This is a genomic window from Geobacter sp. (assembly GCF_027327745.1).
In the GTDB taxonomy this organism is placed as follows: domain Bacteria; phylum Desulfobacterota; class Desulfuromonadia; order Geobacterales; family Geobacteraceae; genus Geobacter.
Genome location: NZ_DAHVYG010000068.1, coordinates 1 through 16,855 on the forward strand (window position 1 = coordinate 1; position 16,855 = coordinate 16,855).

14 protein-coding genes are annotated in these 16,855 nt (G+C 59.3%); 4 read left to right on the top strand and 10 right to left on the bottom strand.

What is annotated here, in order from left to right; genetic code table 11:
- The 8 genes from M6689_RS12560 to M6689_RS12595 all read right to left on the bottom strand — a co-directional run.
- On the bottom strand, nt 1-640 hold a 640-nt coding region (locus M6689_RS12560; protein WP_298272270.1), incomplete at its 3' end, for a glycosyl hydrolase family 28-related protein.
- Between the two features lie 49 nt (nt 641-689).
- Nucleotides 690-1,703: an EpsG family protein gene (locus M6689_RS12565; RefSeq protein WP_298272272.1), complete on the bottom strand. Its 1,014-nt coding sequence runs from the start codon at nt 1,701-1,703 to the stop codon at nt 690-692.
- Between the two features lie 7 nt (nt 1,704-1,710).
- Nucleotides 1,711-2,487: a glycosyltransferase domain-containing protein gene (locus M6689_RS12570; RefSeq protein ID WP_298272275.1), complete on the bottom strand. Its 777-nt coding sequence runs from the start codon at nt 2,485-2,487 to the stop codon at nt 1,711-1,713.
- Between the two features lie 63 nt (nt 2,488-2,550).
- The gene (locus M6689_RS12575) at nt 2,551-3,495 is read right to left on the bottom strand and encodes a glycosyltransferase (RefSeq protein WP_298272278.1); all 945 of its coding nucleotides are present in this window, start codon (nt 3,493-3,495) and stop codon (nt 2,551-2,553) included.
- Nucleotides 3,495-4,460: a class I SAM-dependent methyltransferase gene (locus tag M6689_RS12580; protein WP_298272281.1), complete on the bottom strand. Its 966-nt coding sequence runs from the start codon at nt 4,458-4,460 to the stop codon at nt 3,495-3,497. Before M6689_RS12580 ends, M6689_RS12575 begins: the two co-directional genes overlap by 1 nt.
- Nucleotides 4,444-5,724 carry a lipid II flippase MurJ gene (locus M6689_RS12585; RefSeq protein ID WP_298272283.1) on the bottom strand — a complete coding sequence of 427 codons (1,281 nt, stop codon included), beginning with the start codon at nt 5,722-5,724 and terminating at the stop codon, nt 4,444-4,446. Before M6689_RS12585 ends, M6689_RS12580 begins: the two co-directional genes overlap by 17 nt.
- 27 nt (nt 5,725-5,751) lie before the next feature.
- Nucleotides 5,752-6,876, bottom strand: coding sequence for a Wzz/FepE/Etk N-terminal domain-containing protein (locus M6689_RS12590; protein ID WP_298272285.1), 1,125 nt, complete (start codon nt 6,874-6,876; stop codon nt 5,752-5,754).
- Nucleotides 6,877-6,926: 50 nt separating this feature from the next.
- Nucleotides 6,927-9,617, bottom strand: coding sequence for an SLBB domain-containing protein (locus M6689_RS12595; protein WP_298272288.1), 2,691 nt, complete (start codon nt 9,615-9,617; stop codon nt 6,927-6,929).
- Between the two features lie 222 nt (nt 9,618-9,839).
- Here M6689_RS12595 and M6689_RS12600 point away from each other — a divergent pair, with 222 nt between their 5' ends.
- The 4 genes from M6689_RS12600 to M6689_RS12615 are packed head-to-tail and all read left to right on the top strand — an operon-like array spanning nt 9,840 to nt 15,519.
- Nucleotides 9,840-11,084: an MFS transporter gene (locus M6689_RS12600; RefSeq protein ID WP_298272291.1), complete on the top strand. Its 1,245-nt coding sequence runs from the start codon at nt 9,840-9,842 to the stop codon at nt 11,082-11,084.
- A complete protein-coding gene (locus tag M6689_RS12605; RefSeq protein WP_298272294.1) occupies nt 11,081-13,576 on the top strand; it encodes a PAS domain-containing sensor histidine kinase in 2,496 nt (831 codons plus the stop codon). The genes M6689_RS12600 and M6689_RS12605 overlap by 4 nt, the downstream gene beginning before the upstream one ends.
- Nucleotides 13,577-13,588: 12 nt before the next feature.
- Nucleotides 13,589-14,884, top strand: coding sequence for an AAA family ATPase (locus tag M6689_RS12610; RefSeq protein WP_298272297.1), 1,296 nt, complete (start codon nt 13,589-13,591; stop codon nt 14,882-14,884).
- On the top strand, nt 14,881-15,519 hold the full coding sequence (locus tag M6689_RS12615; protein ID WP_298272299.1) for a hypothetical protein: 639 nt from the start codon (nt 14,881-14,883) through the stop codon (nt 15,517-15,519). Before M6689_RS12610 ends, M6689_RS12615 begins: the two co-directional genes overlap by 4 nt.
- 50 nt (nt 15,520-15,569) lie before the next feature.
- Here the strand turns inward: M6689_RS12615 and M6689_RS12620 are convergent, their stop codons facing one another.
- Together M6689_RS12620 and M6689_RS12625 are read right to left on the bottom strand one after the other, a co-directional pair.
- Nucleotides 15,570-15,947, bottom strand: coding sequence for a hypothetical protein (locus tag M6689_RS12620; RefSeq protein ID WP_298272302.1), 378 nt, complete (start codon nt 15,945-15,947; stop codon nt 15,570-15,572).
- Between the two features lie 28 nt (nt 15,948-15,975).
- The gene (locus M6689_RS12625) at nt 15,976-16,854 is read right to left on the bottom strand and encodes a carboxypeptidase-like regulatory domain-containing protein (protein ID WP_298272303.1); all 879 of its coding nucleotides are present in this window, start codon (nt 16,852-16,854) and stop codon (nt 15,976-15,978) included.
- Nucleotide 16,855 lies beyond the last annotated feature (1 nt).

Below are 16,855 nucleotides of genomic sequence, written 5' to 3' on the forward strand. Positions count from 1 at the left end.
GAGTACCACCATTGTCAGGATTGATTGAGCAACAATATTTGCTATTTTTTTTCTGCTCTAGCACGCATTCTCGGCCGTTGCCAACAATGGAAACGTTGGAAGACAACGAAATTGAATTAACAACGTATGTTCCGTCTTCAAATAAAACCTCCCCTCTCCCTATTGATAAGGAGTTAATCGTCGCCTGAACTGCTCTGGTGTCATCAGATATTCCGTCCCGTTTAGCTCCCCACCATTCAGGACGTATTTGTCGTAAAATACCGCCAGAAAAACTTACGACACCCGAACCAAAAAATATCTGGTTTCGTTCAGCATATAGTGGCCCCGTTATTAAGAGCTTCGCAGTTGAGCCAATATTTATGATTCCTTTCCCCTGAACCTGCAAAATAATATTAGATGGAATGATAATGTGTCCTTTAATGATCTGTTCATCTTGAATAACCAGGATAACTTCTTTATTCCCTATGACACCCAAGGCCTTGGCTAATGATCCAAATTGTTTTACATCATAACTAGCAAGCTCATCCTTTTTAGGCAAATTCGTAATGTTATTCTGACTTGAGTCGATGCAATAAGCGTTGATCGTGTAAAGAGATGCTATACCCATCAATAAAAAAAATATAAAGTTTATTTTTTTCATGATATATCTCGAGACATGGCAGTACTGCCATAGCTAATTTATGGACAATTCAGATAAAAAACTGTCCACTAAAAACAAAGAGATAGGAATATAATATAAGACTCGTTATTACAAACAAAATAGAAATCTGTTTAACAAGCAGCTCTTGCTGCAAGCCTTCAGCGACAAAAAATATCCAAAATACGGACAAAAGCTCTCTGATTCGGTGTGAGATTACAGCAAAATCCATGGATGCATAAAAAATGGCCATTCCGACCAGTTCAAGCAGTATCACATGTTTCATAGACAAGGATAGGCGATCCCAAATAAATAACCCCGCAACAATCATACCCCAGTCTAATAGCATGGCAGAGGAAAGTGGATTAGGGATTTGATCACCAAACCCTGCTTCCTGGTACATTTTAACAACACCAATACTATCCTGAAAATAACTTGTAACCTGACCGACTCCAAATAATGTCGCTATAAATACTATAACACTGACCAGGATAACCGTTCTTCGACTACTTGATTTTATGAAAAGGAAGGGAGAAACCACTATTGCGGACAAATGAAATGCCAATGCCACTGCACACGCTGCAAGGCCGACAAGACGATTGTTGCGCCCTAATAATACGAAAGCCAGTAACAGAAACGTAGCCGAACAAGCTACTCGTAATTGGGTTAATTCGTGTAGCGGAACGAAATGGATAAAATAGAAAAGTGTTACAATGAAGAAAATGATCCTATTGGCTGAGAACTGGTTGATAACCCAGCACTTACAAAACATAACAGAGGCAGCAATCATGCCATACACCGCCAAATTTGCCGAAAGCAGCTTTGTCAAAATGAGACCTACGATTACAAAGCCGGGTTCAAATCTGCTTATGCCAAGCGAGTCCGTCCCTTCAACACGTAATAATTCAAAAAAATCATCATAACTCTGCCAATCGCGGCTCTCACCCAGAATTTGATAAAAAGCAAAAACGAATACAATCAATGACAATAACAGCCAATCGACGTAGTTAGTCCAAAGAGGTAATTCCCTGGGCGCAGCAACATTTTTTTCTGTCGTATCGTTCACGTGGCCATTATTTCCAAAGTAGAGGGACAGTGAGACCAAAGAGCTTTTCATACGAGACCAATGACGCGATGAATCTATTTATGTGCTTCCGTATGATCAATTTCAGGCTTCGTCTTGTCGGATGATCGACGAGCCGAAAATAATGATGCACGAAACGAGGGTCGCTTTTTCCCAAAGCTCCCAGAGGAATACCCAACCGCCACGCAACATAGGGTAGCGATAACTGGTCACGTTTTGCACCCGACCGGTATTCACACCACCATGTATCCATGAGGCGACATATATTGACAGTATTTTTTCTGATTATCACATTGGCCTCAAACAACCCATTGTCAACAGGATAACCTTCCATACTGTATCTGCGCATCTGTGATGCGATGGTCCATAGCCAGTCGTGTGAATAGTGTGCACATGCCGCTGCTTCGGCAAAAACACAGCTTCTTAACATATGCTTATAAGTAAAAATACCTTCTGGAGAATCAAGAGCCGTGTGAATTAAGACGTATAAGTCGCCAACGATTTGGATGTTGCCATCAACATATACAGTAACATCATAATCCGGCAAAAATTCATGGGGATGCATCTTGATGTAACGGTTCTGGTCCTTTGGCGAAAGCCCCTTCAAGTCAATGGGACGGTACTCCCATGGCGACATCACGCTATCTGGAGTATCCGTAAAACAAAAATATGCAAGACGCTTGTCTACTGAAAGCGGGATTTTCAGCGAATCGTAGCCTTGCGTAATACACGTATAGACTGCAATTTTATACGACGATATGTCCACAGTGCTGATCCTGATCGTTCAGTTGCCATAACAAGCCGGCTCTGTCCGAAAGCAATCCTCGCATTAACGCACTATGCGTCTGAAAATATTGATTCCACATTTTAGCCAAAGGTATGGATGGACAAGTATTCTCAACACAACGGATGTCTGCAGTATCGGGAATCCATAGTGCAGATATCTAAAAGCATCTAAAACAGCTCCACCTTTAAATATCAGGGAAAGATCACGGAAAGTTATGGGGAGAAGAGTGGCATTTCGCGCACGCCCAAGCGTTTTCCGTGGTACTTCCATTACACTGGCAGTTTGGTAAATTGACTCCCAAATCTTCAGATTGTCGACCAAATCCCGCCAGCAGTTATTAAGGCTGGCATTGTCTCCATGTAAATTCCAACACCCGACGACACGACCGAGATATGCGACTTTGCCTTTAAGCGCCAGACGCAACAGGGATTCCCAGTCGGAACTGATGACATCCATTCTATAAAAGTCACAGGCTAAGGCACTGGGCCGATGGTACAAGGTAGCCAGATGTGAAAAATGATAGCGTTGATCATTGTATCGCAATAAGGCCTCTTTGCCGGATAGTACGGTCGTATCCAGGAGTAGAGGTTCGCGCGTACCCGTTGCCGTTACCACATTTCTTCGAGCCGATACGATTACGATTCCGGGTTCGCTGTACGCAAGTTCAATCGCCTTGCTGATGAAATCGGGATCAATATAAAAATCGTCTCCGTCAAGATTGACGACCCACTCTCCCGTAGCCAACTCATATAAAGCACGGCGGTAATTCTTCACGCGACCGAGATTCTGTGCATTACGCACATAGCGCAACCGGTGGTCGCGGAATGCGGCAACTTTCTCGGCAGTCTGATCCGGAGAAGCGTCATCAACTACGATCACTTCCAGGTTTGGATAGCTTTGAGCCAACGCGCTTGAAACCGCACTGGATATGAAATCCTGCTGCCCATAAGTCGGGATCAATATCGACACCTTGGGAAGTGGATTCATCAGCATGCTCGTTTTCTCGCCCAGATTGTCATCCGGCCGGTCTGACCGAACGCACTGAGCACCCGGGCCAGCGGATAAAGCGCATAGTGCCATTTGCCGGCCTGCTTCGGAAAATCAACGAGTTTCTGACCCAGGCCGGTAAAGCCCCTCTCCCGTAATAGGTAGCCAGTGCTTGCGATCAGGTTATTCAACACCCGCTGGTGATGGACCTTCTCCAGCGTCCAACCGCCAGTCTGCAGAACTCGCCCAATGGTTTCGGGGGTAAAATGGTAAAGATGATTAGGCAAGTGCAGTGCGTATAATTTCTCTTTGAAAAGACGAAACTCCAGTGAACCGGCATTGGGCACGGACAGCACCAGCCAGGCGCCGGGTCTGGCCCATTCGCAAAGCTTCTGAAGACCGGCTATCGGGTCGTGCAGGTGTTCCAGCACCATCCAGCCGACGATGAGATCAAAAGGCTGGCTGGGTTCCGGAGCCGTTTCCAGGGGTCCTGCATGAACACGATAGCCAAGCCGGGTTGCGGCAAGTGCAGCCGTCCCGGAAAACTCGATCCCCTCCACCTGCCACCCTTGCCCGGCCATCCGATGCAGGAAGGCCCCGGAGGCACAACCCACTTCCAGCAACCGTCCCGGAGAAAGCGGCGGCAATGTGTCGGTGTTGAAGTTGAACAGCCGTTTGAGCACGGGCTTAAGCAGTTTTTTGATGCCGTAAGTTTGTCTGGTCTCAGTCTGCTGCACACGGGTGCCCAGGTAGGGGCCGTAATCGTCCGGGTAATAGAAGCCGATGGTTTCCGGTGTCGGACGGGGATTGGTGCGCATCAGGCCGCAGGTGCGGCATTTGATGATGGTGAAAGTACCGGGCAGGTCGTGGAGCAGGTCGCGCCCGCTGAGAATTGCTTCTTCGCTCTTCGGACAACCGAGGGGGCAGGAGACATTTTCGAGCATGACTTTATTGGGTATATTCATAAGTATATTCACAAGCCGTCTTTTTCTTGAGCAAATAAACCAGTAAGGTCTGATTTGCTACGTAGTAAATACTAGTTGCTATAGCTAAGCCGGCCACGCCCCAGAGATAAAAGAATAACGCCTTACTTGGAATATATACCGTATAAGTGAACATTGACATGCGCGTTGGTGTTGAAGTGTCTCCAATTGAATAGAATGTCGAGGATGCAATCTGCCCCGTAACACCACCGACAAACATACCTCCCAACCAGATCATGATCCACCATAATTGCCTGACATTGCCGGCGGTGATGTTCCCATGACCAATCAATAAATTAAGCAAGGGATGACCAAACAGACCAAAAACTACAAGACCTGCAAGACTGATCGCGCCCACTTGCAGCAATTTTCGATGATAGCAGGATTGGTGACCCGCCTTGTTCCCCGCCTTGTGGAGCCGACTCAGCGCCGGTACCAATGGGGCGGCGAAAGCCTTGTTGAGCACCTGGCTGACCGCCCCATAAATCTGCTGAGCAAGGTAATATAATGACAGGCTGCCGCTGCTTGCGGTGGAGAGCAGAAAACGGTCCACCAGCGGGTCGGTCTTGTAATAGGCTGTACCCAGCAGCAAGGGTTTGATGCGCTGCCAGGCTTGCCGGACAGAAGAGGATCCAAGGTCGGGGCGAACCGGGCGCCCCATGCCGGGAGCAAGCAACAAGGTTTGCAGGCCCATGCGCATGGTGCTGATCCAGGCAGCCGCGATAACTCCATAACGGGGAAGCGCCCACACCAACATGAACAAGGCAAAAGCGCTGGCCAGGATCGGAGTGAATTCCGCCCACAAAAACTGTTGCCTGGCGTGGTAGGTGGCCCACTGCACTCCATTGATTGCCGTAAATACCATGCCAACAAGTTGAATGCGGGTAAGGGTTATCGTGAGAGCCTGGCTTGATTCTTTGAAACCTGGCACCGTAAGCGGAACCCACCACTGCGCAGTCGCATAAAAGAGACCTGCCAACAGTGTAAAAAAGCCCCCAACTAAAACAAAAAATCCCCAGGCATCATGCCGGAGACAATCTTCGTTCTCGCCAGACAGAAGCGGCACGAGGACGTGCATGAGGGAGCCGCTTATGACGGCCAGTACAAGTTGAGGGATTGTCATCCCCGCAAAAAGTGCGTCTGTTTCACCTCCTGGACCTAATTGAGTCAGAACGTACCATTGAAAAGCAAAAGCGAGACCGATATTGACAGCAGAAAGAACTCCAAGCTGAATTGAAAGCTTCATAAGCCACCGTCACTATTCCTGCCGTAGCTATTCCCGAACACTATCTCTAACCAGCACAAACGCACAGGAACTTACCAACGCCAGAGTGAACGCAATTGCTACGAATTTACTTCTTACTGGCTTACTCCTCCTCTCAGGCACCTTTGCCTTCTGCAACACTTGGAAAGGAGCGACATCCCTGGACTCGGAAAGCTTGGCCACCTCATATTGACTGGTAAGGAGTCCGACCAACGTTTCCTGGGTCTTGAATTCCCGCACCAATCGCAGGTACTCCTGGCCAATCTCGGGAACATTTCCAATGGAAGGAATCGAGCTGCTGGCACCGCCGCCTGCCTCCATCTTGCTAATCTGGGCTTTTAGATTCGAAACTGCTGCTTTGGCCGTCTTTACCTCTTGGCTTGTATCGGTAAACTGCGCTCGGAGCGTATTCAACGACACCTCTTGGGCAGCAAGCTGTGCCCGAAGACCGGCAATCCCCTCGATGGAAGCCTTTGCTTGATCGGTGATAGATACGGCCTTGTTTCTTGATTGGAACGCTTTAAGTGCGTCCTCTGCCCTACCCAAATCGCTACGGGCTGCAGAAAGTCGCTCCTCCAGATATTCACGGTTACTTCCTGCTGAATTCATGCTCAGCCTGGCGGCAAGCTTTCCCAGTTCCTCCACATAAGCGTTGGCGATATCCGCCGACCGCTTGGGATTCTTGTCATCCACGGCAATGGTGATAACACCGTCCTTTTTGCCCGCTTTGATAGTGACATTCTTATCAAGTAATTTATAAACGTCAGTCCGAAACTTTGTCTCGTACAAGTTCATTAACTTGAAGCGGTCAATTATCGGATCCATGAGCGTTTCACTCTTAAGCATTGTCACGTACAAATCGCTTTTTGTCGGTCTCAGACCCGCACCGGTAATGCCGGCGATGCCGTTTATACCACCCAGTTGCGCCATCATTGCCCCCATGACTCCCTTGTCATCCTCGGATGGGATAATCATAGCCTTAGCCGTATAAATACTGGGAAGCAGCAGAACAACAATTATGCTGATCACAGTACTGGCCAGGGTTACGCCGGCAATCAGCCGTCTGTGCTTGACTATCACAGCAACGTAGTCGTAGAGAGAAGGCGGAGGGGATGCTGGAGAAACGTTTGTCATGTCAAAAGTGCCCTGTTTATGATTTCAGTTCGTCGGTCCGATGATCAGTGTCAAAGCCCCGCCGCCACAATCACCCCTGCGGCAAGGGCCAGCTGCCCGAGAATGGTGGCGATATCCTTGATGTCCCGCACCCATGCGACCTTCTCGAACCGCTGCGGCACGACGACCGTGTCGCCGGGGTCGAGCTTGGTGGACATGAAGCCGTTGAAAAAGAGGCTCCTGAACATCGATACCTGCTGCCGGCTGAGGACCGTGCCGTCGGCCCTGACCACGTAGATGTCGCCTTTCTCGGCGTCCCGGGTGGGGCCGCCGGCCTTGTCGAGATAGTAGGCCACATCTTCCCGTTCGACCGGAATGAGGCTCGTGGGGTTGTAGACCTGGCCCAGGACGTTGACGGCGTTGGGGATCTGGGGGACTTCGAGCACGTCGCCCCCCTGCACCTCGACGTCGTAGGGGCCGTTCCGGAAATCTGCCAGGTCGGCAAGATGGATGACGAGCCTCCCCTCCGCCTTGGCGCTCTTCAGCAGCTCGACACTGTGTTTCAGGCTCTCCAGCGCCGCCCTGGTCGCTTCAAGCTCTTCCTTGGAGGCCGCAACGGAGGCGATCTCCGCCTCTTTTTTCAGGATCTCCTGCTCCGTCTTGGCGATCACCTCGTTCATCCGCTTTTGCTGAAGCTCCTGGATCGCCACCCGGGTGAACTTGGCTGCCTTGAGATATGCCCTGTCGGTGAAGCCCCCTGCCCGTTCGATGACGGTGCTGAGCTTCTCCCCCTTGTAGATCGGGTATTCGCCGGGGAACCGGAATTCCCCCTTCAGGGTGATGTGGCGCTCCGTCTCTTCGGCCCAGTTCGGTATCCTCCTGACGTAGAGCTCGTCGAACGGCTGCAGCAGTAAGTTGTCTTTCGGGGCGTTGTGGAGCGCCTCCCCGAGGTTGACCGTGATGGCGGAGGAGCTGACCGATTCGCCGCTCCGGGTGATGCGGTTGATGTCGGCCCGTTTCAGGTAGGCGGTGAGCTTGGGATTCCCCGCCATGATGACCAGGTCGCGGACGGTCATGTTTTTGAAGAGGCGGTATTCGCCGGGGCGCTGCACCTCGCCGTAGATCTTCACGCGGGGCATCTCTTCCATATCCCAGCGGGAGAAGATGTGGACGACGTCGAACTCCTTGAGCTCGATGTCGTTTTGGGGGTCACCGGCCAGGGCCCTGGCGGGGTTGAAGACGAGTTTCTCCGGCTGGTAATCGGGGGGGAGGAGCCGGGTGATCCCCGCCGCTCCGTCGTAATATTCTGGGAGGAGACTGGCTTCGCCGAGGAGCTGGCTGACGCGCATTCCCGGTTTCAGGGCGTAATCGCCGGGGCGCAGGACGTGTCCTTCGAGGCGGACGTAGCCGCGCAGCGTCGTGTCGATGGTGAAGATCCTCACGACGTCCATGTTCTGGATCGGGACCCCGGCGGTCATCTCGTCGATGGACGACCCGCCCTTGCCGGGATCGATGCTGAAGTCGGTCACGATCTTCTTCTCGTGGGCGTCGACCCGGGAGATCTGCACCCGCTGGAGATAGCCGGTGGGGAGAAGCCCGTCGGCGAGGGCGAGGAGGTCCTTGAGGGTCTTTTCCCCTTTCAGCTCGTAGATGGCAGGCCTCTTCACATTCCCCGCCACCCCGGCCACCGGCCCGATGACGGGGACGAACACCGCGTCTCCCGGCAGGAGCCGGATATCGCGGCTCTTGTCGCCGTAGAGGAAGAAGTCGTAGAGGTCGACGGTTTCGACGACCTTCCCCCCCCGCTTGACCTGGATGGTGCGCAGGCTCCCGGTTTTCGTCGGGCCGCCGGCGGCGGAGAGGGCGTTGATGACCGTGGAGAGGGAACTTACGTTGTAGTCGCCCGGGGAATGGACCTCACCGACGACGTAGATCTTCATCAGCTTGAGCTTACCCATGTTGACGTTGATCTGGAAATCTTTGTAGACCCTAGCGAGGTGCCCCCTGATGTTTTCCTGGAGCTTGCCGAAGGGGAGCCCCCAGACCTTGACCGGACCCACCCGGGGGAGGACCACTTCGCCGCTCCGGTTGACTTCCAGGGGAAAGGTCCCTTCGAGGCTCCCCCAGGCGTTGACGACGATGGTGTCGCCGGGGCCGACCACGTAGTCGGGACCCACCGGGATGTCGGTGAGGGGAGCGAAGTCTGAAGCGTCGGGCCTGAAGAAGCTGTAGCCGAACTGCTCGATGGTATCGAGGGAAGGGGTGGGGACGGTAGTTCCTTTGGTAACTTCCTGCGCATTGAGGGCCTTTTCGACCAGGGAACGCTCGGTCTCGACGACCCCCTTGCCCCGGGGAGACGGGAGCGGCGGTTTCTCCTCGGTTACCCCCTCCTTGCGGGACTTGCGGGTCGCTTCGGGCGATTCATCGGGAAGGTTCTTGCCGGCAGGAAGCTGCTGGGTGGTCGGCGGCGGGGGAAGCGGCTGGCCCGGCGCCGTCTGGATAGCTACCCCCGTTACGGCGGCGGATGCCCCCGCCGGCAGGCCGGTACTCCCGAAAGGGGGCTGACCGTACGGCCTTGCCTGGGGCCCGGTCGCCGGAGCGGCGCCGGCTCCGCCGTAGTACGGGGCGCCAAAACCGGCACTCCCCGTCGGGGTAACGGCCTGCGGCGACGAAGGAGAGGTGATCTCTTCGGCGTGCACGGCAGTAAGCAGGAGGGGAAAAAGACATGCTGCGACGACCAACCTGATTGCAATAGCCTTCAAGCAACTCTCCTCATGTTATGACAAGTTGTATCAATGGGTTGGCACACGGCGCCTTTGGCGGGGAAACACGTGTAACAAATTTCTAACACCTTTCGAGTGAAAGTCAAACGCAAGATTGCAAAACTTTCCGGAGCAAATCCGTTGTCCCCCGGCGCGATAATCGCTATACTTTCACCGCTAATGAACCCGTAACTCCCCCCTGCACCCCAACACAGGAGCTCCATGACCGAGAAGACCCGCTGGCTGCTGCTTCTCTGCACGGCCCAACTCTTCATCATGCTCGTTTTCATCAACTACTCGGCCGTGCTGCCGCTGCTCAAGGCCGAATGGGGGATGAACAACACCATGGCCGGTTCGGTCTTCTCGATCTACCAGCTCGGCTACATCGCCTCGGGGGTCATCCTCTCAGCCCTCACCGACCGCCTCAACACCCGCAACATCTTCATCGCCTCGGCCCTCTGGTCGGGGACCGCCAATCTCCTCTTCGCCCTCTTCGCCCACGACTACGTCTCGGCCCTGGTGCTGCGGGCCCTGACCGGCGTCGGGATGGGGGGGACGTACATGCCGGGGCTCAAGCTGGTGGCGGAGCGGTTCGAGCCTTCCAGGCGGGGGCGCGCCGTCGGCATCTACGTCGGCTCCCTCGTCCTCGGCGCCTCCCTCTCACTGGCGGTAACCGGCGCCATCGCCTCCGTCGCCCCCTGGCGGACGGCGTTCGTCGCCTGCAGCGTGGGGGTGTACGTCGGAACGCTCCTCTCCCTCGCCGTCTTCCGCGGCTACCGCCCCCCGGTCCACCGGCTTCCGGAGCAGAGCTTCCAAAAGGAGATCGTGCGGAACAGGCCGGCGCTGCTGATGATCCTCGGCTACGGCGCCCACATGTGGGAGATGTACGGGATGCGGAGCTGGCTCGCCCCGTTCTTCGTTGCGCTCCTCCTGGGGCACGGGACCACCCGGGGAGCGGCAACGGGCTGGGCCTCCACCGCCGCCGCCGTCATCATCGGCGTCGGCGCCGTCGCCTCCCCCCTCACCGGGACCCTCTCCGACCGCCTCGGCCGGACCAGGACCATCAGCCTGGTCATGACCGCCAGCGGCCTGATCTCCTTCGCCTTCGGCTGGCTCGTGAACGCCACCCCTGCCGTGGCCGTGGCGGTGGGGCTCGTCTACGGCTACCTGATCGTGGCCGAGTCGCCGGTCTTCTCCACCGGGCTCACCGAGCTGGTGACTCCCGCCTACCTCGGTGCCGCCATGGGGCTCCAGTCCCTGGTCGGCTACTCCCTGGCAATGATCTCCCCCACGGTCTTCGGCTGGGCCCTGGACCTCTGCCGGGGGTGGGAGCCGTTTCCCGGCTTCAGCGGCGAATGGGGGGTCGGCTTCGCCACCGCAGGTCTCGGCGCCGTTGCCGGTCCCGTCTTCATGGCTTGTCTGCGGCGCTGTCCCGAGGCGGCGAAAATGGCGGGAGGACGGAAATGAGGCGCCTCTCCCTCTTCCGGAAGACCCTCGTGGCGATGCTCCTGCTGTCGCTGGTGCCGCTGCTCACCTCGTCCCTCATCCTGGCCACCAACCTGGGGCGGGTGCGGGAGGAGCTTGCCGGCCGGATCGCCGACTCCGCCGACCGGCAGGCGTCGGAAAGCCTGCGGCTTCGGGCCGAGCAGGTGGCGGAGAGCACCGCCGACTTTCTCCGGGAATGCGAGGCGGACCTCCGGCTGGCGGCCACCCTCCCCCGCACGGCCACCATCCTCGGCGCCTTTTACGAAAGCCGCCGGGGGGAGATCTGGCGGCGGGACGGCACCACCGCCGCGCCCCGGGAGGTCCACGAGCTGATCCCCCGCTACCGCTCCCTGGCGGTGGTCGACCGCCGGGGAAGGGAGACCTTCGTCATCCAGGACGGAAAGGTGGTGCCGAAGGATGCGCTGCGGGACGTCTCGGACCCCGTCGGCACCGAATTCCGGAGCGAGGAGTACTTCCGCCGGACCCGCGCCCTGAAGAGGGGGGAGATCTACGTTTCCCACCTGACCGGCTTCCACGTCTCGAAGGACGAGCAACTGGCCGGCGCCCCCGACCCGGAATCGGCCTACGGTGGAAAGGAATACCGCGGCGTGATCCGCTTCGCCACCCCCCTGTTCGACCGCCGGGGAAAATTCGACGGGATCATGGTACTCTCCCTCGACCACCGCCACCTGATGGAATTCACCCAGCACATCAACCCCGGGAGCAACTCCTCGGTGGTCTTCCCCTCTTACAAGAGCGGCAACTACGCCTTCATCTTCGACGACGAAGGGTGGATCATCACCCATCCGAAGTACTGGGACATCCGGGGCGTGGATCGTCGGGGGCGTCCGGTCCCGCCGTACACGGCCCGGACTCCCGCGGCGGACGTGGAGCGGGGGCGCACCCCCTACAACCTCGACCATGCCGGCTTCATCCACCCCAACTACCCCCGGGTGGCCCGGATGATCCGGGAACAGCGGTCGGGGCACGTGGACATCACCAACGTCGGCGGGGCGAAGAAGATCATGGCCTTTGCCCCGATCCTGTACGACACGGGGGATTACCGGGCCCACGGCATCTTCGGCGGGGTGACCATCGGCTTCCAGGTGGACCAGTTCCACGAGACCGCCCGGGCCGGGGCTGCCCTCATCAACCGGCAGCTCCGGGAGCATCTGCGGCTCTCCGCCATCATCGTCGCCGCCACGAGCATCATGGTCGCCCTCTGCGCTTGGCTCCTCTCCCGCGGCGTGACCCGTCCCCTGGCACTGCTCACCGAAAGGGCCCGCCGCCTTGCCGCCGGGGACACGGCGGAACGGGTGGAGATCGCCGCCCGGGACGAGGTGGGGGAGCTGGCAGAGACCTTCAACCGGATGGCCGAAGAACTGGAGGAGCGCAAGAGCAGTCTCCTCAGAACCCTCGACGAGCTCAAGGCGTCGCGCCGGACGATCCTGGAGGAGCGAAACTTCAAGGAGAACGTTCTGGAGAGCATATCGAGCGCCATCATGACCCTCTCCCCCGACGGGCTCCTCACCTCGATCAACGGCACCGGCCGGGAGTTTCTCGGCGGGAGCGCCCGGCTCGGCGCCCCCTGCGGCAAGATCCTGCGCGGCTGGGGCGACATGCCGGAGCGGGTGGCGGCCGTCCTGACCGGCGCCAAGGGGTACGGCCGCGAGCCGCTCATCGTCGAGCGGGATGGCCGGGAGCGCCACTTCGAGGTCGGTTTCTTCCCGATCCACCCGGGGCGCGACGGCGGCATCACCATCACCATGCGGGACGAGACGGAGAAGGAACGGCTCCGCGAGGAGATGACCCGCCTCGACCGCCTCGCCTCCCTCGGCAAGCTTGCCGCCGGCATCGCCCATGAGGTGCGCAACCCCCTGACCGGGGTCTCGCTGCTGCTCGACGACCTCCACGACCGGGCGGGGCTCGATCCGGAGAACCAGGCGATGATGGAAAAGGCGCTCCAGGAGATCGAGCGGGTGGAGCGGCTCATCGCGGGGCTCCTCAATTTCTCCTCACCGCCCCGCACGACCTTCCGCGAGGGGGACCTGAACCGGGTGCTGCAGGACACGCTCCTGCTGCTGCGGCGCGAGTGCGAGCGGCAGGGGATCACCCTCGCCTTCGCGCCGGGGGAGGTGGCCCCGTTCGCCTTCGACATCGAGAAGATCAAGCAGGCGCTTCTGAACCTGGTCAAGAACGCCCTTGAGGTAATGCCCGACGGCGGGACGATCTCCGTGACGACCGGCGCCGGCGACAGGTCCGCCACCATTGCCGTCAGCGACAGCGGTCCCGGCATCGCCCCGGCCGACCTGCCGCTGATCTTCGAGCCGTTCTTCACCCGCAAGGGGGCGGGAACGGGGCTCGGCCTCTCCATCGTCCAGCGGATCGTGGAAGAGCACCGCGGCAGAATCGTCGTGGACAGCGCCGCCGGCCGCGGGACCACCTTCATCATCAGCCTGCCGGTGCAGGGATGAGACGAGGAAACCATGTACCGTGAATACTTCGGCTTCGGCGAACACCCCTTCGCCCTGACCCCGAACCCGGCCTTTCTGTTTCTGAGCCGCCAGCATCAGGAGGCCCTGGCCCACCTTCTCTACGGCATCGAAAGCCGTGCCGGCTTCATCGAGCTCTCGGGAGAGGTGGGGACCGGCAAGACGACCGTCATCCGGACCTTCCTGAACCAGCTCGACCCCCGGACCCACCGGACCGCCCTCATCTTCAACCCGACCCTCTCCCCCCTGGGGCTGCTGCAGGGGATCAACCGGGAGTTCGGCCTCCCCTGCGCCGCCACCGAAAAGGGGGAGCTGATCGACGGGCTCGACCGGTTCCTCCTCGACGAAAACCGCGCCGGCCGCACGGTGGTGCTGGTCATCGACGAGGCCCAGAACCTGGCGGCGGAGGTCCTGGAACAGATCCGCCTCATCTCCAACCTGGAGACCGAACGGGCCAAGCTGATCCAGATCGTCCTCGTGGGGCAGCCCGAACTGAAGCGGCTCCTGGGACGGGAGGAGCTTCGCCAGCTGGACCAGCGGATCACGGTCCGCTACCATCTGGAGCCGATGAACCCGGACGACACCCGGGAGTATATCCGCCACCGGATCCGGGTCGCCGCCGGCGGGCGGGAGCCGGTCGTCTTCGCCGCCGCTGCCGAGAAGAGGATCTTCCGCTTCTCCGGGGGGCTCCCCCGTCTCATCAACGCCGCCTGCGACCGGGCGCTTCTTCTCGCCTACACGCGGGAGGCGCGGGAGGTATCCGCAGCGATGGCCGCCGCCGCCATCGCCGACGTCGCCGGCGAGACGCGCCGGCCGCGCTCCGCGGCACGGTTCGCGGCCGCGGCCGCCCTCCTTCTGGCTATTGGAGCAGGGGCCGCCGCGACGGCGCTGCTGGCGGAAAGGGAAGCGGGGAACCGGCCGACGCCGGCGGCCACGGGGGAGACGGCCCGCACCCCGGCGCAAGACGTCCCGCCCCTTCCCCGCGACGGGGCCATGGCCGGGATTCCGCTGCGGATGAAACCGGGAAGGGGCGCCCGGGAGATCATGTCGCTTCAGGAACTGCTGAAAGGGGCGGGATGCTACGACGGGGAAGCCACCGGCACCTACGACGCGAAGACCCGCGAGGCGGTCCGCAAGTTTCAGCGGGCGGAGGGGCTAGATGTGGACGGGCGGGCGGGGGAGAAGACCCTGTTCCTCCTCTACCGGCAGGCGGTGGGGGTCTTTCCGACGGGGCTTCCCGCGGATACGAATGAGACCGGCATAAATACGGCGGGAAAGGAGCGCAAATGAGTCTGATTCTCGATGCCCTGCGAAAGATGGAGCAGGAGCGGCGGGCCCGCAGCGGCGGTACCATCGACATCCGCCCCGACCTCCTCGCCCATCGCCCCCCCGCACCCCGCCGGAAAACCGCCGCGCCGCTCCTCGTCATGGCCGGAATCGCAATCCTGGCGGCAGGGATAGGCGCCGGCTCCCTCCTCCACGGGCGAATCCCGGCCGCCACGCCCGACTCCCCGGCTCCCGCCCCCCCTGCCGAGGCGCCGGTCATCGTGGCCCCGGCTCCCGCCGCGCCGGCTCCCCTCCCCCTCCAGCCGCCGGCACCGCTCCGGGCGGCGGCAGCGCCGAGGCTCGCACCGACCGCCGTCGCGCCGCCACCGGCATCACCCGCCCCGGCACGGACCGTCCAGCCCTCAGCCAGCACAGAGCCGGCGCCGGCCGAACCGTCGGGCACCCCCCTCACGGTCTCCGGCATCGCCTGGCAGGAGGAGCGGGGCTTGCGGCGCGCGGTGGTGAACGGCACCCTCGCGGGAGAAGGGGCCACCGTCGCCGGAGCGCGCATCGTCGAGATCGCCGAGCGCCGCGTCCGGTTCTCCCGTGGTGGAGAGACCTTCGACGTCCCGCTCTCTTCGGCGTTTCCGGCCCGTTGAAGTCTCACTGGCGCCCAGGATCGGCAGCCGGCACAGCGATGGGGAGCCCGCTACTTCTCCCCCGCCCCGCCGGCTTTCTTTCCGGTCTCCGCGACCCGCCGGTAAAGATCATCCGCTTCCCGGCGCACGTCGGATGAGGCCATGGAAAGCCGGTACATTTCCCTGATCTCTTCGGCCATCTCCTTCAACGTCCGGGAAACCGCGGCAGCAGTCGCCGCGGACCGGTCCTTCTCAAGACGCCCGGCAAGGGTGTCGAGCGTTGGAGCCATCAGTTCGAGCATCTTCGGGATGTGGGGGCGCCTGTCCTGCGCAGCGACCGGCGGTTCCGTTCCCCTCCCGCGCCCCTCGCCATTGCCGGCGGCATGTCCCGTCCCGTGAACCCCGGCCAGCAGGGTGCACGCCGCTGCGGCGACGATCAGTTTCTTCATTGTTCCTCCCGTTTCATCCCTGTTGCCGTTAATTCCCTTTCGGCAATATTTTCCATTTCTCCGAAAGCGGCCCGGTGACTCCCGGCGCGTTCTTCAAACCTTTCTCCGCCATCTTCTGATCCTTCTTGCGACCCCGCTGGGGGGCGGTGAAGCTCTTTACCGTGACCCCCCGCGTGACTATCCCTCCATTAACGATGACCGGATAGGGATCTTCCTCGCCATGGCCCCCGAGAATGGCGCCCGGTAGTGGCGCCCCTCCACCGCAGGTATCACGCGCCTTCAGGTAGTAGGTCCCCCCAGCGGCAACCCGTAACAGGTACCGGCCGTCCGGGCCGCTCTTCTCCGAAACGAAAAGAGGCCTGCCGAGCATCGCCGAAGTCGTGAAGGCGAAGACGTACACGCCGGGCACCGGCTTGCCGTCGGGATCGAGGATCACCCCCTCGATCCCCGAGGTGCCGGGCCGGGGTTCGGCCATAGCCCTGTCGAACGGTTTGGCGCCGGCAAGGATGCCGATGTCGGTGGTTTCTCCGGCGCGGACGGTGTAGCTGCTCGGCGCCCCGAACGAATCCCTCCCGACGATGAAGAGGTCTCCCCCGCGCGGTGGGCCCAGGTCCTGTCCCGTGGCCCGCCTGATCGCCCCGATATAATAGCTCCCCGGCATCAGCTCGATGCTGAAGCGGCCTTCCCCGTCGAGGGAAACGAGCTCGTCCGGAATGCGCCAGTAATGCTCCGGAGCCGGTGGAGGACCGACGGTCGAACTGAAGAGAAAGACCGTCCCTCCCCCCAGCGGCGCCAGTTTGCCGTCGAGTATCCGCCCTGCCAGTTTCCCTTTCCGCAGCTCGGCGAAGGATGCGGTGCAAGCGCCGGCCAGGACCAGCACGACCACGACTACATGCAACCATCTCATG